Source organism: Pseudomonas orientalis, assembly GCF_022807995.1.
Taxonomy (GTDB): domain Bacteria; phylum Pseudomonadota; class Gammaproteobacteria; order Pseudomonadales; family Pseudomonadaceae; genus Aquipseudomonas; species Aquipseudomonas orientalis_B.
This window is the reverse complement of record NZ_CP094351.1, coordinates 5,600,563-5,620,251: the sequence shown is the minus strand read 5'-3', so window position 1 is coordinate 5,620,251 and position 19,689 is coordinate 5,600,563. Positions and strand designations below refer to the sequence as shown.

17 protein-coding genes are annotated in these 19,689 nt (G+C 61.1%); 11 read left to right on the top strand and 6 right to left on the bottom strand.

Annotation, left to right across the window (positions count from 1 at the left end; genetic code table 11):
• Nucleotides 1-90: 90 nt before the first annotated feature.
• Nucleotides 91-444 (top strand): YkgJ family cysteine cluster protein, encoded by a 354-nt coding sequence (locus tag MRY17_RS25315; protein ID WP_243353036.1) that lies wholly within the window; start codon nt 91-93, stop codon nt 442-444.
• Nucleotides 445-642: 198 nt separating this feature from the next.
• On the opposite strand, the gene MRY17_RS25310 is transcribed toward MRY17_RS25315, so the two are convergent.
• Nucleotides 643-1,131: an Lrp/AsnC ligand binding domain-containing protein gene (locus MRY17_RS25310; RefSeq protein WP_003176896.1), complete on the bottom strand. Its 489-nt coding sequence runs from the start codon at nt 1,129-1,131 to the stop codon at nt 643-645.
• Nucleotides 1,132-1,287: 156 nt separating this feature from the next.
• Between MRY17_RS25310 and dadA the strand changes: the two genes are divergently transcribed.
• The 6 genes from dadA (at nt 1,288) to MRY17_RS25280 (ending at nt 7,386) form a co-directional block, all read left to right on the top strand.
• Nucleotides 1,288-2,589 (top strand): D-amino acid dehydrogenase, encoded by a 1,302-nt coding sequence (gene dadA, locus MRY17_RS25305; protein ID WP_191956183.1) that lies wholly within the window; start codon nt 1,288-1,290, stop codon nt 2,587-2,589.
• Nucleotides 2,561-2,914, top strand: coding sequence for a RidA family protein (locus tag MRY17_RS25300; RefSeq protein ID WP_191956184.1), 354 nt, complete (start codon nt 2,561-2,563; stop codon nt 2,912-2,914). The genes dadA and MRY17_RS25300 overlap by 29 nt, the downstream gene beginning before the upstream one ends.
• A gap of 77 nt (nt 2,915-2,991) precedes the next feature.
• Nucleotides 2,992-4,065, top strand: a complete 1,074-nt coding sequence (gene alr / locus MRY17_RS25295) for an alanine racemase (RefSeq protein ID WP_191952512.1) — start codon at nt 2,992-2,994, stop codon at nt 4,063-4,065.
• A 116-nt stretch (nt 4,066-4,181) separates the two neighbouring features.
• Nucleotides 4,182-4,730, top strand: coding sequence for a cupin domain-containing protein (locus tag MRY17_RS25290; protein WP_003176893.1), 549 nt, complete (start codon nt 4,182-4,184; stop codon nt 4,728-4,730).
• A 180-nt stretch (nt 4,731-4,910) separates the two neighbouring features.
• The gene (locus MRY17_RS25285) at nt 4,911-5,327 is read left to right on the top strand and encodes a c-type cytochrome (RefSeq protein WP_181283398.1); all 417 of its coding nucleotides are present in this window, start codon (nt 4,911-4,913) and stop codon (nt 5,325-5,327) included.
• 136 nt (nt 5,328-5,463) lie between these two features.
• Nucleotides 5,464-7,386 carry an acetyl-CoA hydrolase/transferase family protein gene (locus tag MRY17_RS25280; RefSeq protein ID WP_181283383.1) on the top strand — a complete coding sequence of 641 codons (1,923 nt, stop codon included), beginning with the start codon at nt 5,464-5,466 and terminating at the stop codon, nt 7,384-7,386.
• Between the two features lie 124 nt (nt 7,387-7,510).
• Here the strand turns inward: MRY17_RS25280 and MRY17_RS25275 are convergent, their stop codons facing one another.
• Complete coding sequence (locus MRY17_RS25275) at nt 7,511-8,080, bottom strand: xanthine phosphoribosyltransferase (protein ID WP_003176890.1); 570 nt, start codon at nt 8,078-8,080, stop codon at nt 7,511-7,513.
• Nucleotides 8,081-8,138: 58 nt separating this feature from the next.
• Nucleotides 8,139-10,148 carry a DNA helicase Rep gene (gene rep / locus MRY17_RS25270; RefSeq protein ID WP_124360318.1) on the bottom strand — a complete coding sequence of 670 codons (2,010 nt, stop codon included), beginning with the start codon at nt 10,146-10,148 and terminating at the stop codon, nt 8,139-8,141.
• 266 nt (nt 10,149-10,414) lie between these two features.
• Between rep and MRY17_RS25265 the strand changes: the two genes are divergently transcribed.
• On the top strand, nt 10,415-12,079 hold the full coding sequence (locus MRY17_RS25265; protein ID WP_124360317.1) for a putative bifunctional diguanylate cyclase/phosphodiesterase: 1,665 nt from the start codon (nt 10,415-10,417) through the stop codon (nt 12,077-12,079).
• 128 nt (nt 12,080-12,207) lie between these two features.
• On the opposite strand, the gene MRY17_RS25260 is transcribed toward MRY17_RS25265, so the two are convergent.
• A complete protein-coding gene (locus tag MRY17_RS25260) occupies nt 12,208-13,611 on the bottom strand; it encodes a NorM family multidrug efflux MATE transporter (protein WP_191952514.1) in 1,404 nt (467 codons plus the stop codon).
• A gap of 151 nt (nt 13,612-13,762) precedes the next feature.
• Between MRY17_RS25260 and MRY17_RS25255 the strand changes: the two genes are divergently transcribed.
• Nucleotides 13,763-14,683 (top strand): LysR substrate-binding domain-containing protein, encoded by a 921-nt coding sequence (locus MRY17_RS25255; protein ID WP_181283386.1) that lies wholly within the window; start codon nt 13,763-13,765, stop codon nt 14,681-14,683.
• 178 nt (nt 14,684-14,861) lie between these two features.
• Nucleotides 14,862-16,838, top strand: a complete 1,977-nt coding sequence (locus MRY17_RS25250; RefSeq protein WP_191952516.1) for a methyl-accepting chemotaxis protein — start codon at nt 14,862-14,864, stop codon at nt 16,836-16,838.
• Nucleotides 16,839-16,864: 26 nt separating this feature from the next.
• Here the strand turns inward: MRY17_RS25250 and MRY17_RS25245 are convergent, their stop codons facing one another.
• The gene (locus MRY17_RS25245; RefSeq protein WP_243353035.1) at nt 16,865-18,361 is read right to left on the bottom strand and encodes a YifB family Mg chelatase-like AAA ATPase; all 1,497 of its coding nucleotides are present in this window, start codon (nt 18,359-18,361) and stop codon (nt 16,865-16,867) included.
• A gap of 282 nt (nt 18,362-18,643) precedes the next feature.
• Nucleotides 18,644-18,907 carry an accessory factor UbiK family protein gene (locus tag MRY17_RS25240; RefSeq protein ID WP_003195432.1) on the bottom strand — a complete coding sequence of 88 codons (264 nt, stop codon included), beginning with the start codon at nt 18,905-18,907 and terminating at the stop codon, nt 18,644-18,646.
• A 421-nt stretch (nt 18,908-19,328) separates the two neighbouring features.
• Here MRY17_RS25240 and glnK point away from each other — a divergent pair, with 421 nt between their 5' ends.
• The gene (gene glnK / locus MRY17_RS25235) at nt 19,329-19,667 is read left to right on the top strand and encodes a P-II family nitrogen regulator (protein WP_002555808.1); all 339 of its coding nucleotides are present in this window, start codon (nt 19,329-19,331) and stop codon (nt 19,665-19,667) included.
• Nucleotides 19,668-19,689 lie beyond the last annotated feature (22 nt).

Below are 19,689 nucleotides of genomic sequence, written 5' to 3'. Positions count from 1 at the left end.
TGACGCAGGATACAACGGTCGGGCGAAGCTGTCTGCGCGCAGCGATTTGAGTCAGAATCCACGCCTATTTGCCGTTCGGTATGTGTTTCGATGAGTTGCAACAGTCAGAAAGTCAGCGCATTGCGTCGGCAGATTCCTTCGTTCGAGTGTGTTCCCGGTTGCCACGACTGCTGTGGGCCGGTCACCACTTCGCCCGAGGAAATGTCGCGCCTGCCGCGCAAGACGGCTGCCGAGCAGAAAGCGGCCATGGATGAGCTCAATTGCGTGCACCTGGGGCCCAACGGCTGCACCGTGTATGACGAGCGTCCGCTGATCTGCCGCCTGTTCGGCACCACCAAGACCTTGCCGTGCCCCAATGGCCGGCGGCCGGTGGAATTGATTCATCCACGGGTTGAAAAGCAGATTCATCAGTACATGGCCAGCACTCGGCAGGTGCTGGTGTAGCGGATGTACTCGGTCAATGTGGGAGGGGGCAAGCCCTAATGCGGTCTGTAGGAGCGAGCTTGCTCGCGAAAAGCGTCAACGATAACGCGTGCTTTCTGAATGAACGCGGTGCCTGTGAGTTTTTCGCGAGCAAGCTCGCTCCTACAGACGGTCATTAGGGCAAGTCCTTCCCACATTTGAAAGCGTTGTGCCAGTGAGTCAGTCAGGAATCGGCAGGTTCAGGCTCTCCTTCACCTCTTCCATCACGATATAGCTCTTGGACTCGCGCACATGGGGCAATTTAAGCAGGATATCGCCGAGTAATTTGCGGTACGAGGCCATCTCGGAAATCCGCGCTTTCACCAGGTAGTCGAAATCCCCGGACACCAGGTGGCACTCCAGCACATGCGGCAGTTTGAGCACCGCGCGGCGAAACTCCTCAAACGTGTCGCCCGACTTGTAATCCAGGCTGATCTCGACAAATACCAGCAGACTTCCTTTCAAATGCTGAGGATTGAGCCGCGCGTTGTAGCCCATGATGATCCCTTCGCGCTCCAGCCGCCGTACCCGCTCGGTACAGGGCGTCGTCGACAGCCCGACCTTTTCCCCCAGCTCCGTGAACGAAATGCGCCCATCGGTTTGCAGGATGCGCAGGATATTGCGATCGATCTTGTCCAGCTCCCGCTTGGTCTGGGTGTTGGTACGCATAGGGGATACGCCTCTGTAAAAAGCATTTGTGCCGAGAATTGTCGCCAAATATAGGCATTTATATAGTGAAATGCACTGGTAATTGTTTTTTACACTGCGCTCATCATTGCTCGAATAACACACGTCAGCGGCTCAGCCCGTGATGAGGATATAAAAATGCGCGTTCTGGTCTTGGGTAGCGGCGTCATTGGCGTGACCAGTGCCTACTATTTGGCTCGGGCCGGCTTTGAAGTCGTGGTGGTCGATCGTCAACCCGCCGCCGCCATGGAGACCAGTTTCGCCAACGCCGGCCAGGTATCCCCAGGCTATGCATCGCCCTGGGCCGCGCCGGGCGTGCCGCTCAAGGCGATCAAATGGCTGCTGCAACGCCATGCGCCACTGGCGATCAAGGCCACCGCCGATATCGACCAATACCTGTGGATGGCGCAGATGCTGCGCAATTGCACCGCCAGCCGGTATGCGGTGAACAAGGAGCGCATGGTCCGCCTCTCCGAATACAGCCGCGACTGCCTTGACGAATTGCGCGCCGAAACCGGGATTGCCTACGAAGGGCGCAGTCTGGGGACGACTCAACTGTTCCGCACCCAGGCCCAGCTTGATGGTGCGGCCAAGGACATCGCCGTATTGCGCGAATCCGGCGTGCCTTTCGAATTGCTCGACCGTGCCGGCATCGCCCGGGTCGAGCCGGCCCTGGCCAACGTCACCGATATTCTGGCCGGTGCCCTGCGCCTGCCCAACGACCAGACCGGTGACTGCCAGATGTTCACCACGCGTCTGGCCGATATGTGCAAGCAGTTGGGCGTGGAGTTCCGCTTCGAACAGGACATCCAGCGCCTCGATTACGCCGGCGACCGTATCAACGGCGTGTGGATCGACGGCAAGCTGGAGACCGCCGACCGCTACGTGCTGGCGCTGGGCAGTTATTCGCCGAAGTTGCTCAAGCCGCTGGGCATCAAGGCGCCCGTGTACCCCCTCAAGGGCTACTCGCTGACCGTGCCGATTACCAACCCGGCAATGGCGCCTACTTCGACCATCCTGGACGAAACCTACAAGGTCGCAATCACCCGTTTCGACAACCGCATTCGCGTCGGTGGCATGGCTGAAATAGCCGGTTTTGACCTGTCGCTCAATCCTCGTCGGCGTGAAACCCTGGAGATGATCGTCAACGACCTTTATCCTCAGGGCGGCGATTTGGCCCAGGCCAGTTTCTGGACCGGTCTGCGTCCAACCACACCCGATGGCACACCGATTGTCGGTGGCACCCCGTTCAGGAACCTGTTCCTCAATACCGGCCATGGCACCCTCGGCTGGACCATGGCATGCGGCTCCGGTCGTTTGCTGGCCGACCTGATGGCGAAGAAAACGCCGCAGATCAGTGCCGAAGGCCTCGATATTTTCCGTTATGGCAATCACCAGGAGTCTGCTAAACATGTCCATCCAGCGCCAGCTCACCAATGAACGCATGAGCCAGATCGTTGTTCACAGCGGTACCGTGTACCTGGCGGGCCAGGTGGGCGACGACATGAACGCAGGCATTGAGCAGCAGACCCGTGAGACCCTGGCCAATATCGAGCGTCTGCTGGACCTGGCCGGCACCGACAAGACCCGCTTGCTGTCGGTGACGATCTATTTGAAAGACATCGATGCCGACTTCGCCGGCATGAACACGGTATGGGACAAGTGGCTGCCCAAAGGCGCCGCGCCAGCCCGTGCCACGGTTGAAGCCAAGCTGTGCGAACCGGAGATTCTGGTAGAGCTGTCCGTCGTGGCCGCGCTGCCTTAACTACACATCCCTCTCCCGGCGCCGACGTTGTTGGTCGGCACCGGTTTTTTTACTTTGCCGCCTAGAAGCCTGCCGCCATGCGTCCTGCCCGTGCCTTGATCGACCTCCAAGCCCTGCGTCACAACTACCAATTGGCCCGCGAAGTCACCGGGGCCAAGGCCCTCGCCGTGATCAAGGCGGATGCCTACGGCCATGGCGCAGTGCCTGTGGCCCAGGCGCTGGCAGGCGAGGCCGATGGGTTTGCGGTGGCGTGCATCGAAGAGGCCCTGGAGCTGCGCGCCGCCGGGATCCGTGCGCCGGTACTGCTGCTGGAAGGTTTTTTCGAAGCCGACGAGCTGCCGCTGATCATCGAGCAGGATCTGTGGTGCGTGGTGCATTCGCTGTGGCAACTGGAGGCTATCGAGCAGGCTGCGCTGAGCAAACCGCTGACCATCTGGCTCAAGCTCGACTCGGGCATGCACCGCGTCGGCCTGCATCCCAAGGATTTCCAGGAGGCCTACAAGCGTCTGCTGGGCAGCGGCAAAGTCGCCAGGATCGTATTGATGAGCCATTTCGCCCGCGCCGATGAGCTCGATTGCGTAAGCAGCAGCGAACAAGTGGCGGTATTCGAAGCAGCCCGCCAGGGGCTGGCGGCCGAGGTCAGCCTGCGCAATTCCCCGTCCGTACTGGGTTGGCCGAGTGTGCCCAGCGACTGGGTGCGCCCCGGCATCATGCTCTATGGGGCCACGCCTTTTGGTGATGACCAGGCGATTGCCACACGCTTGAAGCCGGTGATGACCCTGGAGTCCAAAGTCATTTGCGTGCGTGAACTGCCGGCGGGAGAGCCGGTGGGCTACGGCGCCAGGTTCGTCACGCCCAAGCCGATGCGTATCGGTGTGGTGGCCATGGGGTATGCCGATGGCTACCCGCGCCACGCGCCCACTGGCACACCGGTGCTGGTCGCCGGCCAGCGCAGCCAGTTGCTGGGCCGGGTGTCCATGGACATGCTGTGCGTCGACCTGACGGATGTGCCCCAGGCGGGGCTGGGTTCCACGGTGGAGTTGTGGGGCAGGAACATCCTCGCCAGCGACGTTGCGACCGCGGCTGAAACCATTCCCTACCAGATTTTCTGCAACCTGCGCCGGGTGCCAAGGCTCTATTCGGGCGCTTGATCGCCAGGTACGAATGCCGCTGCCCAGGATTCAGGCCCAAGTGTTGTAAATACTGAACGCTGTCGCCATGATAACGCTCAATTACAACAAAGCCTGAATCCTAGGAGGCACCTGCATTGGACGTCGGCGAACGACTGCAATCCATCCGTAAACTCAAAGGTCTTTCCCAGCGCGAGCTTGCCAAGCGCGCGGGCGTCACCAACAGCACCATTTCGATGATCGAGAAGAACAGCGTCAGCCCCTCGATCAGTTCCCTGCGCAAGGTACTGGGCGGCATTCCCATGTCCATGGTGGAGTTCTTTTCCGAAGAGATACTCCAGGAAATACCGACGCAGATCGTCTATAAAGCCAATGAGCTGATCGACATCTCCGACGGTGCCGTAACCATGAAGCTGGTAGGCCGAGCGCACCCGAGCCGGGCAATCGCGTTTCTCAACGAAATCTATCCGCCTGGCGCCGACACGGGCGAAGAAATGCTCACCCACGAAGGCGAGGAAACCGGGATCCTGGTGGAAGGGCGCCTGGAGCTGGTGGTCGGTCTTGAAACTTTTGTGCTCGAAGCAGGCGATAGCTACTACTTTGAAAGCACCAAGCCCCACCGTTTTCGCAATCCGTTCGACGTGCCGGCGCGACTGATCAGCGCAGCCACACCCGCGAACTTTTAAAGCGGAGGCGCCCTGCCAGCGTTGCAGGGTTCGCGCAGCTGTACACCGCGAGGCCGAATCTCCCTTTATTTAATAGGGTTGTTTCGGCCGGGCGGGCTAACCGCTATACTTTCGCCGCCTGCGAAACCGTGGCCGCAGGCGTGAATAGCCACCATTGAGGGTGAACGCGTGAACCTAATTATGAAAATGCTGGCTGCACCAGCAACCGTACTGGCCCTATGGGCTGGCAGCGCTCAAGCTGCGACCAACGATGACATCGCCAAGCGCCTGGAGCCTGTGGGCCAGGTGTGTGTCCAGGGCCAGGAATGCAAGGGCATGGAAGTCGCTGTTGCGGCAGGCGGCGCTGGCGGTGCGAAAACGCCGGATGAAGTCATCGCCAAGCACTGCAATGCGTGCCACGGCACCGGTCTGCTGAATGCGCCAAAAATTGGCGATACGGCGGCGTGGAAAGAGCGCGCCGATCATCAGGGCGGTCTTGATGGCATCCTGGCGAAGGCGATCACCGGCATCAATGCCATGCCGCCCAAAGGCACCTGCAGTGATTGCTCTGATGAGGAGCTCAAGGGCGCCATTCAGAAGATGTCAGGGTTGAAATAAACCTGAATTCGCCAAAAAACGCCGCTTTCGAGCGGCTTTTTTGTGCCCTCGATGCCTTTTTCGTCGCTGGTCATTGCAGCAAAGACCCGGCAAGCTCGGTCCAACCCCAATTCATGGAATGTTCGGGAGCAGTCGGATGGTGCAGTTGTGTTCAATCGAGCAAGCAGTTGACGACGTACTGGCACGCTTGCCGGCGCATATCCACATGGGCATGCCGCTTGGGCTGGGCAAGCCCAACCTGTTCGTCAATGCGCTATACCGGCGCATCGCCAAATTGCCCGAGCGGGCGCTGACGATCTACACCGCGCTGAGCCTTGGCCGCCCCTCCTTGGGAGACGGGTTGCAGAAGCGCTTTCTCGAACCGTTTATCGAGCGCGTGTTTGGTGATTATCCCGAACTGGATTTCCTCGCGGACCTGCACAAGGACAGCCTGCCGAAGAATATCCGCGTGCAGCAATTCTTCATGCAGCCCGGCAGCCTGCTCCACAGCGACTCGGCGCAGCAGGATTATGTCAGCAGCAATTACAGCCACGCCGCCCGCGATATCAACGCAGCGGGCTTGAACCTGGTGGCGCAACTGGTTGCCAGCAGCGCCGAGCATCCCGACCGCCTGAGCCTGAGCTGCAACCCGGATATCACCCTCGACCTGTTACCGATGATCGCCAAACGCCGCGAAGCCGGGGAAACCATCCTGGTTGTCGGCCAGGTCCACACTGAATTGCCCTACATGCCCGGCGATGCCGAGTTGGGGATGGACGCATTCGACTACCTGCTCGATGAGAAAGACAGCACCACGCTGTTTTCCACGCCCAACATGCCGGTGGGGTTCCAGGACCATTTTATCGGGCTGCATGCCAGTACCCTGGTACGCGATGGCGGCACCTTGCAGATCGGCATCGGCTCCATGGGCGATGCGCTGACCGCCGCCTTGCTGGCGCGCCAGGCCGATAACGAAGCCTATCGATTGCTGCTCACCGACGTGGATGTTTACCAGTGGGCGCCATTGATCAGTCGTGAAGGCGGCGTCGAGCCATTCGCCCGTGGCCTTTATGGGTGCAGCGAAATGTTTGTCAACGGCCTGCTGGTGCTGGCGGACGCCGGCATCATCCGGCGCAAGGTATACCCGGATGTGGCGACCCAGGAACAAGCCAATGCGGGGCTACTCGACGATGCAGCGCAGCCCGATGGCATCTCGATCCATGGCGGTTTCTTCCTTGGCCCGCGCAGTTTCTACCAGCGCTTGCAGGAGATGAGCCACGCCAAGCGGCTGCAATTCAACATGACCCGCATCAGCTATATCAACGAGCTGTATGGCCAGGAAGAACTCAAGCGCTTGCAGCGCCAGGACGCACGCTTCATCAACAGCGCGATCATGGTGACGTTGCTCGGTGCCGGTGTGGCCGACCAGTTGGAAGACGGCCGCGTGCTCAGTGGCGTGGGCGGGCAGTATAACTTCGTTGCCCAGGGCCACGCGCTGGAAGGCGCGCGCTCGATCCTGATCCTGCGCAGCTGGCGTGAATCGGGGGGAGAAGTCAGTTCGAATATCGTCTGGGAGTATGGCCATTGCACCATTCCCCGGCACCTGCGCGATATCGTGATTACCGAGTACGGCATTGCCGACTTGCGGGGTCAGACGGATGCCCAGGTGATCGAGGCGCTGCTCAAGGTCACTGACTCGCGCTTCCAGGAGGGCTTGATCGAACAGGCGCAAAAAGCCGGCAAGCTGCCCAAGGATTTCAAGCTGGATCCGCGCTTTGCCGACAATACGCCAGAGCGGCTCCAGGCGATTCAGGCCAAGCATCGACGGCTGTTCCCGGAATACCCGTTGGGCAGCGATTTCACGGGTGAAGAGCGGGACCTGTTGCGGGCACTGAACTGGCTCAAGAGCAAATTCAAGCTTACGGAGATGCTGGAACTGGGCAAGGCGGCGCTGGATGCACCGGAGCCGGAAGTGTTCCCCGAACATTTGAAGCGAATGCGGTTGGATCAACCGGAGGGGTTCAAGGAAGACCTGTACCAGCGCCTGCTACTCGCCGGCCTCCAGGCCACCGCGCACTGACAGGCAATAGAGAGCAAGGTGGGAGGGGGCTTGCCCCCGATGACAGTGGTTCAGCCAACATATTTGGTGACTGATACACCGCTATCGGGGGCAAGCCCCCTCCCACATTTTGAGCTGCGTTGATTCAGATGAAGGTGACAACCCCACCCGCCAGCGACTTCACCCGCGCCAGCGATTCAACCCGGTAACCCTGTGCATCCAGCTCGGCACGGCCGCCCTGGAACGACTTCTCGATCACAATGCCCAAGCCGGCCACGGTCGCGCCGGCCTGCTTGATGATCGAAATCAGCGCCTGGGACGCCTTGCCGTTGGCCAGGAAATCATCGATGACCAGCACGCGGTCGCTGCTGGTCAGGTGGCGCGGTGAGATCGCCACGGTGCTTTCGGTTTTCTTGGTGAAGGAATACACCGTCGCCGAGAGCAGGTTTTCGGTCAGGGTCAGGGACTGCTGCTTGCGTGCGAAGATCACGGGCACGCCGAGGTTCAGGCCGGTCATGATCGCCGGGGCGATGCCTGAGGCTTCGATGGTGACGATCTTGGTGATGCCCGAGTCCTTGAACAGTGCGGCGAATTCGTCGCCGATCAATTTCATCAGCGCCGGGTCGATCTGGTGGTTCAGAAAGGCGTCAACCTTGAGTACCTGATCGGAAAGCACGATGCCTTCTTCGCGAATTTTCTTGTGCAGTGCTTCCACGGAAAGCTTCCTCTGTTGGCGCAACAGGCGCCGAAAGTAGATTAAAAAGTAGTCGATTCTAGCGCTTTAACATCGCGCGTATATCGGCCAAGGCGCTGTTGCCGCGAACGGCCTTCACCTCGGTCGGGGTGTCGTCGTTGCCTTCCCAGGCCAGGTCATCCGGCGGCAGCTCATCGAGGAACCGGCTGGGGGCACAATCGATGATTTCGCCGTATTGCTTGCGCTTGGCGGCAAAGGTGAAGGCCAGTGTCTGACGCGCACGGGTGATGCCCACGTAGGCCAGGCGCCGTTCTTCCTCGATGGTGTCGGCTTCGATGCTGGAGCGGTGCGGGAGGATTTCCTCTTCCATGCCCATGATGAACACGTAGGGGAATTCCAGGCCCTTGGACGCATGCAAGGTCATCATCTGCACGCCTTCGGCGCCGTCTTCCTCTTCCTGCTGGCGCTCGAGCATGTCGCGCAGCACCAGTTTGCCGATGGCATCCTCGACGGTCATTTCACCGTCTTCGTCTTTTTCCAGGGTGTTCTTCAGGGCTTCGATCAGGAACCAGACGTTGCCCATGCGGTAATCCGCGGCCTTGTCGCTGGAACTGTTGGTGCGCAGCCAGTTTTCATAGTCGATGTCCATGACCATGCTGCGCAGGGCGCTGATCGGGTCTTCGCCGGCGCATTGTTCGCGCACCTTGTCCATGAAGCGCTTGAAGCGCGACAGGCGGTCGGTGAAGCGCGTGTCCAAGTGTTCGCCCAGGCCGATCTCGTCGGTGGCGGCGTACATCGAAATCTTGCGTTCGGTGGCGTAGTTGCCGAGCTTTTCCAGGGTCGTCGAACCGATTTCCCGACGTGGAACGTTGATCACGCGCAGGAAGGCGTTGTCGTCGTCCGGGTTCACGATCAGCCGGAAGTAGGCCATCAGGTCTTTCACTTCCTGGCGCCCGAAGAAGCTGTTGCCCCCCGACAGGCGATACGGCACCTGGTGGTGCTGCAGTTTCAGTTCGATCAGCTTGGCCTGGTAGTTGCCGCGATACAGGATCGCAAAGTCGCTGTAAGGGCGGTCGGTGCGCAGGTGCAGGCTGAGAATTTCCACCGCCACGCGCTCGGCTTCGGCATCTTCGTTGCGGCAGCGGATCACGCGGATTTCGTCGCCATGGCCCATCTCGCTCCACAGTTGTTTTTCAAACTCGTGGGGGTTGTTGGAGATCAGCACGTTGGCGCAGCGCAGGATACGGCTGGTGGAGCGGTAGTTCTGCTCCAGCATCACCACTTTCAGGGACGGGTAGTCGTCCTTGAGCAGCATCAGGTTTTCCGGGCGGGCGCCGCGCCACGCGTAGATCGACTGGTCGTCGTCGCCCACCACGGTGAACTGGTTGCGCGTACCGATCAGCAGCTTCACCAGCAGGTATTGGCTGGCGTTGGTGTCCTGGTATTCGTCCACCAGCAGGTAGCGCACCTTGTTCTGCCACTTTTCCAGGATGTCCTTGTGTTCCTGGAACAGTTTGACCGGCAGCAGGATTAAGTCGTCGAAGTCCACCGCGTTGAACGCCTTGAGCGTGCGCTGGTAGTGGGTGTAGACGATGGCGGCGGTCTGTTCCTTGGGATTGCGCGCGGCTTCCAGCGCTTCGGCGGGCAGGATCAGGTCGTTTTTCCATGAGCCGATCATGTTCTTGATCTCGTCGACGCCGTCGTCGCCCGCGTATTCCTTCTGCATGATGTCGGTCATCAGGGCCTTGACGTCGGTCTCGTCGAAGATCGAGAAGCCCGGCTTGTAACCCAGCCGTGCATGCTCCTTGCGGATGATGTTCAGCCCCAGGTTATGGAACGTGCACACGGTGAGGCCACGGCCTTCGCCACCCTTGAGCAGGGTGCCGACGCGCTCTTTCATCTCCCGCGCCGCCTTGTTGGTGAAGGTCATGGCGACGATGTACTGGGCGCGGATGCCGCAGTTCTGGATCAGGTGCGCGATCTTGCGGGTAATCACGCTGGTCTTGCCGGAGCCAGCACCGGCGAGCACCAATAGAGGGCCGCCGACGTAGTTCACGGCTTCTTGCTGCCGGGGATTGAGTCGGGACATACAGAGTTCAGGGAGTCGTTATTCAAAAGGGCGGGCATTTTAACAGGCTGGCAAGATTCTGCTGCCTTAGAACGACGGTGTGACGTACCACTCGATCTAAATTTGCCGGTTTTGCTACTTTGCCGCAGGATGTCGGGAGTATCGCGACTGATTTTCACAGTCTGCGTGTTTGATGAGACCTATCATTGGTCATGCATTGGTTATCGTCAGGCCGCACGTCATAATGCCCGCCGCCAACGAATTTTTGCAGAGTCTAGGGAGCTAGCTTGTCTACGCCTGTCGAACCCTTGCGTTTGCTGCTGCTGGCCGATACGCCCGCGTGGGCAGCGTTATTGCGCGAGTGCCTGGCGCCGATGGGCGATGGGGCTGTGCTGATCAGTGCACCCAACTGGGACTCGGTGAGTCGTCTGTTCGACGACGATCACGAGGCGGTGCTGTTGACCACACCCAACCTGCAACCCGGTCCCGGTCGTTGCAGCCTGCCGTGTGTATTGCTGCTGGAACAGGAACCGCTGGTTGCGCCGCTCGGCGTCAGCGATTGGCTGATCCATTGCGCGCTGGACGCCAGTACCCTGCGCCGCTGCCTGCGCCATGTGCGTGAACGTGGCGTGCTGGAAAACACCTTGCAGCGCCTGGCCGAACAGGATCCGCTGACCGGTATCGCCAATCGCCAGGGGTTCCAGACCTTGCTGGCGGCGCGATTGGCGGAAAACGAAGGCCGCGGCCTGGCCCTCGGTCATCTGGACCTGGACAATTTCCGTCACGCCAACGATGCCCTCGGTCACCAGGCCGGCGACCGCTTGATCCTGCAGGTGGTCTCACGGCTCAAGAGCCAGCTGGAAGCCGGTGATCAACTGGCGCGCCTGGGCAGCGATGAGTTCGCGCTGTTGATCGACACCCGTCGTGCGCCCCAGCGCGCCGAATGGATGGCCGAGCGCATCACCGAAGTCATGGCCGAGCCTTACTGGGTGGACGGCGAAAGCCTGCTGATCGGCTGCAGCCTGGGCGTGGCGCATGCCCGTGCCCGTGCCGGAGCCGACCCGTTGATGTGGCACGCCCACATCGCCATGCAACAGGCCAAAAGCACCCAGGGCTGTACCTTTCATATCTTCAACGAACGCATCAACCGCAACGCGCGCAGCCTGGCCGATCTGGAAAGCGAGCTGCGCCGTGCCTTGCGCCGCGATGAGCTGGAGCTGCACTACCAGCCGCGCCTGGACCTGGATGACGGGCATATCGTCGGCCTTGAGGCCCTGGTGCGCTGGCGCCACGGCGAGCGTGGCCTGTTGCCCCCCAGCGAATTCGTGCCCTTGGCCGAGCAGAGCGGCCTGATCGTACCGTTGGGTTATTGGGTGATTTCCCGGGCTCTGCGGGACATGCAGGATCTGCGCGAACGCGGCCTGCCGGCGTTGCACATGGCGGTCAACCTGTCGTTTCGCCAGTTCCAGGACAGCCAATTGCTCTCGACACTCAGCCGGTTGATTGCCGAGCGCGGCGTGGAAGCGCAATGGCTGGAGTTCGAGCTGACCGAAACCGCCGTGATGCGTCGCAGCGACCTGGTCAAACAGACCATGGACGCCCTCGGCCGTCTCGGCGTGCGGTTTTCCCTGGATGACTTCGGCACCGGTTTCTCCTCGTTCGTGCACCTCAACAGCCTGCCGATTGCCTTGCTGAAGATCGACAAGAGCTTCGTCGGCGGCATGGAGGAGCGCGAAGAGAATCGCAAGTTGGTGCACGCCATGATCAACCTCGCCCACAACCTCAACCTGGAAGTGGTGGCCGAAGGCGTGGAAACCCCTGAGCAGCTTGAGCTTTTGCGACTGTTTGGTTGCGATCAGGCCCAGGGTTACCTGATCAGTAAACCATTGCCGTTGGCTGAGTTGGTGGAATACCTGACCTCCGGCAAAAGCCAGCAGGCGTTGTCGGGCTAAGTTGTAAACTCGATTGAACATGTGGGAGGGGGCTTGCCCCCGATGGCGGTGTATCAGTCCACACATCGGTGACTGACAGTCCGCAATCGGGGGCAAGCCCCCTCCCACAGGTCTTACCGAGCAGGGCTTTACTCTGTCTGTGCCGCCTGAAAGGCAGGCTGTATGTCCGGTTCTCGCCGAATCATCCGCTTCATCTTCGCCTCGAACGCCCAGGTCAGGCTCACCGCCGCGCACGCCAGCCCCAACGCCAGGCCCCACCACACGCCGGTCGGTCCCCAGCCCAGGGTGAACGCCATCAGCCAGGCCGACGGCGCGCCGATCAGCCAGTAGCAACCGAGCCCCACCAGGAACGTGGTCTTGGCGTCCTTGAGGCCACGGATGCAGCCCATGGCTATGGTCTGCACACCGTCGAACAACTCAAACCAGGCGGCGACAGCCAGCAGGCTGACGGCGAGGACGATGACGTCATGAAACGCCGGATCGTCATGGTCGAGGAATAGCCCGATCAGCGGGTCGGAACACAGCCAGAACACCACGGCAAACCCCAGCATCACCAGAGCGCCAAATCCCATGCCGACCCGCCCGGCCATGCGCGCACTCAACAACTGCCCGGCGCCATAATGCTGGCCGATACGCATGGTCACCGCGTAGGACATCCCCGCCGGGACCATGAACGCCACCGAGACGATTTGCAGGGCAATCTGGTGCGCCGCCAACTGTGTACTGCCCATGGTGCCCATGCACAGCGCCGCAAATGCGAACAACCCGACTTCCACCGCATAGGTGCCGCCTATCGGCAGGCCCAGGCGCCACAGCTCGCGCAGGTACTGGGTGTTGAGGCGCAGCAGGCCGGTGCTCAGTGGATAGGCGGCGTAGGTACGGTTGCTGCGGATGTACCACATAAGCGCCAAGGCCATGCCATTGGCGACGATGGCCGTAACCAGGCCAATGCCCATCAGCCCGAGCTTGGGCAGGCCGAACATGCCTTCGATCAGCGCATGATTGAGCAGGTAGTTGACCACTGTGCCGCACAGGCTGATGACCATCACCGGGGTGGCTTTGCCGATGGCGCTGGTGAAGCCGCGCAGCGCCATGAAGCTGAGGTAGCCGGGCAGGGCGAAGGGCAGGAGGGTCAGAAATTGCCCGGCGGCCTGCACGTTGGTTTCGGTCTGGCCGAACATCAGCAGCACTGGCTTGAGGTTCCACAGCAGCAGCGCCGCCGCCAGGGCCATCAACCACGCGAGCCACAGCCCGGCCTGGGTCAGGCGGGTGGCGCCGTCGATGTCGCCCGCGCCGTGACGGATGGCCACCAGGGTGCCCACTGCCGCAATCACGCCGATGCAGAAAATCGCCACGAACGAATAGCTTGCCGCGCCCAGGCCACCGCCGGCCAGGGCTTCGGGGCTCAGGCGCGCCATCATCAGGGTGTCGGTCAACACCATCAGCATGTGCGCCAACTGTGAGGCAATCAACGGCCCCGACAGCCGCAGAATGGCCCAGAGTTCGGTACGTGCCGGATGCTGCATGATCATCACTCTCGAAATGTCAGGGAGGTAGAGAGGTTGGATTCTCGGCGCTTTCAGCGCATTGCACAAAAGGATAAAAGCGATCGTTCGCATGATTAAAACTCATGCCTGATCGATTCTGGTAGGGTTTGCGCATTGCGCTGTCGGAGCTATCAGAATGTCTCGTCGTCTTCCTCCGCTGTATGCCTTGCGGGCATTCGAGGCCGCGTCCCGTCACCACTCCTTCACCCGTGCGGCGCAGGAGTTGTCGATTACCCAGAGTGCGGTCAGCCGGCATATTCGTACGCTCGAAGAGCATTTCGCCTGCAGGCTGTTCCAGCGCAGCGGCCGTACCTTGCAACTCACCGAAGCGGCGCGCTTGTTGCTGCCCGGCGTGCGCGAAGGCTTCGCCGCCCTCGAGCGCGCTTGCCATACCTTGAATGCCGAAGACGACATTTTGCGCATGAAAGCACCGTCCACCCTGACCATGCGCTGGCTGCTGGCGCGGTTGAGTCGCTTTCGGGCGCTGCAGCCGGGCAATGAGGTGCAGCTCACCAGTGCGTGGATGAGCATTGATGAAGTGGACTTCAATCAGGAACCGTTCGATTGCGCGGTATTGCTCAGTAACGGGCATTTTCCGGTGGACTGGGAGGCCAGCTACCTGTTTGCCGAGATGCTGATTCCGGTGGGCGCGTCCAATCTATTGGATGACGGGCCTTGGGACGTGCAGCGGTTGGCAACGGCCGAACTGCTGCACCCGACACCGGACCGACGTGACTGGCGCTACTGGCTGGAGCGCATGGGGCTCACGTCCCGGGTCTCGCTCAAGGGTGGGCAGGTGTTCGACACGCTTGAGTTGGGCATGATCGCTGCCGCGCGGGGTTACGGCGTGTCCATGGGGGACCTGTTGATGGTCGCCGAGGACGTCGCCCAGAAACGCTTGAGCCTGCCTTGGCCAACGGCTGTCGCCAGCGGGGAAAGTTATTACCTGGTCTGGCCGAAAACCCGCCCCGGCGGTGAGCGCTTGCGACGCCTGGCGGAGTTTCTGCAGGGCGAGGTGCAGGCGATGGTTTTGCCTGCTGTGACGCGCCTCGAATGAAGGGGGCGGTCGCTGGAAAGCAATCGTTTGCGTGATGCCCCTGTGAATCGCTCAAGTATTCTAAAAGCGCGCCGAAGTAGGTGTGTTGGAACCCTCGTGAACCAACGTTTCCCACTAGATAATTCGCCGAGCAGCGCTAAGAGATCAGGATGATCCTGGCCTCGGCTCAGGAGCTGTCATGTCTCAACCTCGCGCTCGGATCGCTTCCCAGTTAGGCCTCGCATTGGCCGTGATTCTGGCTGTCGTCATCAGCGGCAGTACCGTCTTCGCTCTACGCTCCCTCGATACCGCCAACCTCGCCACCCGCGAGGAACACTTGGCCAGCGAGGCGCGCTTGCTCGCCGACCAACTCAATACCTTCCACAGCACCTTGCGCGAGAGCACTCAGCGTTTGAGCGGGCTGTTTGAAAAGCGCTTCGGCGCCGGCTTGAGCGTGCGTGCGGACCAGCCTGTCGCTGTGGCCGGTGTACAAACCCCAAGCCTGTACCTGGGCAGTGAATTACTGAACAACAACTTCGGCGAAGTGGACGAGTTCAAAGACATGTCAGGCGGCGTGGCCACGGTATTCGTGCGCAGCGGCGATGACTTCGTCCGTATCAGCACTTCCCTGACCAAGCAGGATGGCAACCGCGCCATCGGCACCGTGCTGGATCGCCAGGGTCCGGCCTACCAGCGCGTGTTCAACGGGCAGGCCTATATCGGCCGGGCAGTGTTGTTCGATCGCTCCTATATGACCCAGTACAGCCCGGTGCGTGACGCCAGCGGGAAAGTCATCGCGGTGTTGTTCATCGGGTTCGACTACACCGACGAACAGAAAGCCCAGTTCGACAACCTCAAGCGCTTCCGTATCGGCCAGACCGGCTCCCTGTCGCTGCTGGATGAACAGAAGCACTGGCTGGTGCCGCCGGCCGGTGTGCAAGCCTTGGATCAAGCTGTTGCAGTGATGCTCGACTTGGCGAAGAAACCCGGTGAAGGCCGCTTCTGGAGCGACAAGAACGAAGAATTCTACAGCGTATCGGTACCCTTCGAGGGTGGCCCTTGGGCGGTAGTGGCAAGCATGCCCAAGGCCGAGATACGTGCAGTGACGTGGGACGTCGGCATGCGCCTGGTGATCGGCAGCGTGCTGGCCATGCTGTTGGCCGTGGGGGCCACGGTATGGCTGCTGCGCAGCAAGCTTGCGCCATTGAGTGACCTGGTGCGCCAGGCTGAAGCCCTCGGCGCGGGCGACCTGAGTGCGCGCCTGAATGTCTCAAGTCATGACGAGATCGGTCAGTTGGCGCGCAGCTTCAACCAAATGGGCGAGGCGCTGTCGACCATGGTTTCGCATATCCGCAAGGCGGCCGAAGACGTCAACAGCCGTGCCCAGGCGCTGTCGGGGTTGTCTGGCGGCGCTTATGAAGGCATGGAGCAGCAGTCCGGCGAGATCACCAGCATGGCCGGCGCGGTGGAAGAGTTCAGCGCTACCTCGCTGAATATCGCCGACAACATGGGCAATACCGAGCGTCTGGCCCAGGAAAATGCACAGCAGACCCGTATCGGGCGTGCCTCGATGGAAGAGGCGTCGTCGTCCCTGGAACATATCGCCACCGCGCTCAACAGCACCGCGACGGTGATCAACACCTTGGGCCAGCGCTCCCAGGAAATCGGCGGTATCGTCGGCGTGATCACCTCGATTGCCGAACAGACCAACCTGCTGGCGCTCAATGCCGCCATCGAAGCGGCCCGTGCGGGTGAGCAAGGTCGCGGCTTTGCCGTGGTCGCCGACGAAGTACGCAACCTGGCCTCGCGCACCCGCCAGGCCACCGATGAAATTTCCGGAATGATCCAGAGCATCCAGCAGGAAACCGGTAATGCCATCACCACCATGGAACACGGCAACGTGCTGATGCAGGAAGGCCTGTCGCGCAACGCCGATGTGGCCTCGGCCCTGGCGCGCATCGACGAGCAGAGCCGTTCGGCCGGCCAGCAGTTCGCCGCAATCACCACCGCCACCCAGGAGCAGAGCAGCACCGCGACGTTGCTCAGCAGCAACTTGCAGAGCATCGCACTGGCTAACAGCGAGCAGCGTGAAGTGGTGTCGAACCTGGCGATCACCGCCAAAGAGCTGGAAACCCTGGCGGCGGGCTTGCGGCATGAGGTGGATCGCTTCCGCTAAGCTACCCATGCGCTCCAGCGTAAGGCTCAAGAGCTCGCCGCCGGGCGGTATTGCAACGCCTCTTGCAGATGGTGGCGAGCGATGGCGTCTTTCTGTTCCAGGTCGGCCAGTGTACGCGCCACCTTGAGCAAGCGATGGGCCGCCCGCAACGAAAGCGTCAGCCGCTCGCAGGCGTTTTCCAGCCAACTTTCATCGACCTTCGCCAGCGTGCAGTATTCGCGCAGCCCCGGCAGGTCGAGGAATGCGTTGGCGCAGCCCTGGCGTCGTTGCTGGCGTTCCCGCGCATCGGCCACCAGCGCCGCCGATTTCGCGGTGGTGTCATCGGTCTGTTGTGCCGGGCTCAGCGCCGTGGCTTCCCGGGCCACCGTCAGGTGCAGATCGATCCGGTCCAGCAACGGCCCGGAAAGCTTGTTGCGATAGCGCTGGACCTGTTCCGGTGTACACCGGCAACGGCCGCTGGGTTCGCCCATATAGCCGCAAGGGCAAGGGTTCATCGCGGCGACCAGTTGAAAGCGCGCCGGGAAACTCACTCGGTCACGGGCGCGGGAAATTACGATATGCCCTGATTCGAGTGGCTCGCGCAGCACCTCAAGCACCTTGCGATCAAATTCCGGCAACTCATCCAGGAACAGCACGCCGTGATGGGCCAGCGTAATCTCCCCTGGTTGCGGCTTTGACCCGCCACCCACCAGCGCAGGGCCGGATGCCGAATGGTGCGGCTGGCGAAACGGCCGGTGCGGCCAATGGCTCAACGGTGCCAGGCTGACCACGGATTGAATCGCCGCAACCTCCAGCGCTTCCTGCTCACTGAGCGGTGGCAGCAACCCCGGCAGGCGGCTGGCGAGCAGCGTCTTGCCGGTGCCGGGCGGCCCGCTGAACAGCAGGTTATGCGCCCCCGCCGCCGCGATCAGCAAGGCGCGCTTGGCTGCCAGTTGGCCCTGGACTTCACTGAGGTCCGGGTAAGGTTTGTTCAGATACAGCAAGCCGTCCGACCGGTAGGGCTCGATCGGCACATGCCCATTCAAGTGCGCCACCGCCTGCAGCAAGTGGTCCACCGCAATCACCTTCAATCCTGATGCCAGGCACGCTTCTTCAGCGTTTGCCCTGGGCACCATCAAGGTGCGCCCGGCCTTGCGCGCCGCCAAAGCGGCCGGCAACACGCCTTTGACCGCGCGTACCTCGCCGGACAGCGCCAACTCGCCGAGGCACTCGACATCATCGAGCATCAACGCCGGCACTTGCACGCTGGCCGCCAGGATTCCCAGTGCAATCGCCAGATCAAAACGCCCGCCGTCCTTGGGCAGGTCGGCTGGCGCCAGGTTGAGCGTGATGCGCCGCGCCGGGTATTGCAGGGCCGAGTTGAGAATGGCGCTGCGTACGCGGTCCTTGCTTTCCTTTACCGCGGTTTCCGGCAAGCCCACCAGCGTCAGTGACGGCAACCCATTGGCCATGTGTACTTCGACAGTGACGACGGGGGCTTCGACGCCGACCTGGGCGCGGCTGTGGACGATGGCGAGGGACATGCTCGATCCTTGAATGGGAGGCCGCTTCCTGCGGATTATTCAAGGGTAGACGAGGTGGGAATGCGCACAGTGGGGGAGGTTTTACAGAACGTATCCAGACAACGAAGTGAGGGAGGGGGCAAGCCCTGATGCTAAGGCTTTTTTGTAGGAGCGAGCTTGCTCGCGAAAAACGTCAACGGTAACGCGTGCTTCCTGAATGAACGCGGTGCCTATGAGTTTTTCGCGAGCAAGCTCGCTCCTACAGAGGGCGGCATCAGGGCTTGCCTCCCACACTCATCGGGTTTATTCAGCCGATGGGGGCGTCAGCCGCGCTTCCAGTTCCGCCACCTTCGCCTCCAGGCTCTCGAGCCGCGCACGTGTGCGGGCCAATACCACCATCTGGCTGTCGAATTCTTCACGGCTGACCAGATCGAGCTTGCTGAAGCCACTTTGCAGCAATGCCTTGAACTGGCTTTCGATTTCGTTGCGGGGCAGCGGGGTATCGCCGCTGAACAGGCGAGAGGCGTGGCCGCTCAGGGCGTCGAGGAAGTCTTTGGGCGCGAGCATGGGAAATATTCCGGAAAACAGTTGGCCGGCAGTGTATCACGCAGCGTCTATAGTCTTTTCACGGCCTTGGTGCGCACGCTTTTCGCGCATGGGGATGGGCGGTCGCGCACTGTTTTGATGCGCATCGCCGCTGCCGGAACGCCCCGCAGGTGGGCATAAGCGGGCAACGGACTGATTTCAGTGATTTTTACGGAGCTGGCAAGGTTTCTGCTTAGACCACCGTGACCCATGCACTGATGCAGTCGCTGTGACGAATGCAGTGCGCCGACGGATCAGGGGTACAGGTTTCGTCACCAGTGGTTCGCTGGCGTCGCCACGGTAATACGCAGGCGACGATGCGTTACAAAGCCAGGCACTGCGCTTAGACTTGAGACGGGTTTGTTTTCCTGGGGCAAGTCCACCAATTCGGGAGAGAGTTTTCATGAAGCTAGTCACTGCCATCATCAAGCCGTTCAAGTTGGACGACGTACGCGAGTCACTGTCCGAGATCGGCGTGCAGGGCATTACCGTTACTGAGGTCAAGGGCTTCGGGCGGCAGAAGGGTCATACCGAGCTGTATCGCGGCGCGGAATACGTGGTCGATTTCCTGCCTAAGGTGAAGATTGATGTCGCCATTGACGACAAGGACCTTGACCGGGTTATCGAGGCGATAACCAAGGCCGCCAACACCGGCAAGATCGGTGACGGCAAGATCTTCGTGGTCAATCTGGAACAGGCTATCCGCATCCGTACCGGCGAAACCGATACCGACGCAATCTAAGCCGCCAAACCCCAACGCCCCA

What these genes read in the sequence shown, in the direction of transcription:
- MRY17_RS25255 (WP_181283386.1), top strand. Translation starts at nt 13,763, where the DNA reads ATGTCTCGTCGTCTTCCTCCGCTGTATGCCTTGCGGGCATTCGAGGCC.
- MRY17_RS25260 (WP_191952514.1), bottom strand. Translation starts at nt 13,611, where the DNA reads ATGATCATGCAGCATCCGGCACGTACCGAACTCTGGGCCATTCTGCGG.
- MRY17_RS25280 (WP_181283383.1), top strand. Translation starts at nt 5,464, where the DNA reads ATGGTGCAGTTGTGTTCAATCGAGCAAGCAGTTGACGACGTACTGGCA.
- alr (WP_191952512.1), top strand. Translation starts at nt 2,992, where the DNA reads ATGCGTCCTGCCCGTGCCTTGATCGACCTCCAAGCCCTGCGTCACAAC.
- dadA (WP_191956183.1), top strand. Translation starts at nt 1,288, where the DNA reads ATGCGCGTTCTGGTCTTGGGTAGCGGCGTCATTGGCGTGACCAGTGCC.
- glnK (WP_002555808.1), top strand. Translation starts at nt 19,329, where the DNA reads ATGAAGCTAGTCACTGCCATCATCAAGCCGTTCAAGTTGGACGACGTA.
- rep (WP_124360318.1), bottom strand. Translation starts at nt 10,148, where the DNA reads ATGTCCCGACTCAATCCCCGGCAGCAAGAAGCCGTGAACTACGTCGGC.
- MRY17_RS25315 (WP_243353036.1), top strand. Translation starts at nt 91, where the DNA reads ATGAGTTGCAACAGTCAGAAAGTCAGCGCATTGCGTCGGCAGATTCCT.
- MRY17_RS25300 (WP_191956184.1), top strand. Translation starts at nt 2,561, where the DNA reads ATGTCCATCCAGCGCCAGCTCACCAATGAACGCATGAGCCAGATCGTT.
- MRY17_RS25310 (WP_003176896.1), bottom strand. Translation starts at nt 1,131, where the DNA reads ATGCGTACCAACACCCAGACCAAGCGGGAGCTGGACAAGATCGATCGC.
- MRY17_RS25245 (WP_243353035.1), bottom strand. Translation starts at nt 18,361, where the DNA reads ATGTCCCTCGCCATCGTCCACAGCCGCGCCCAGGTCGGCGTCGAAGCC.
- MRY17_RS25250 (WP_191952516.1), top strand. Translation starts at nt 14,862, where the DNA reads ATGTCTCAACCTCGCGCTCGGATCGCTTCCCAGTTAGGCCTCGCATTG.
- MRY17_RS25240 (WP_003195432.1), bottom strand. Translation starts at nt 18,907, where the DNA reads ATGCTCGCGCCCAAAGACTTCCTCGACGCCCTGAGCGGCCACGCCTCT.
- MRY17_RS25285 (WP_181283398.1), top strand. Translation starts at nt 4,911, where the DNA reads ATGAAAATGCTGGCTGCACCAGCAACCGTACTGGCCCTATGGGCTGGC.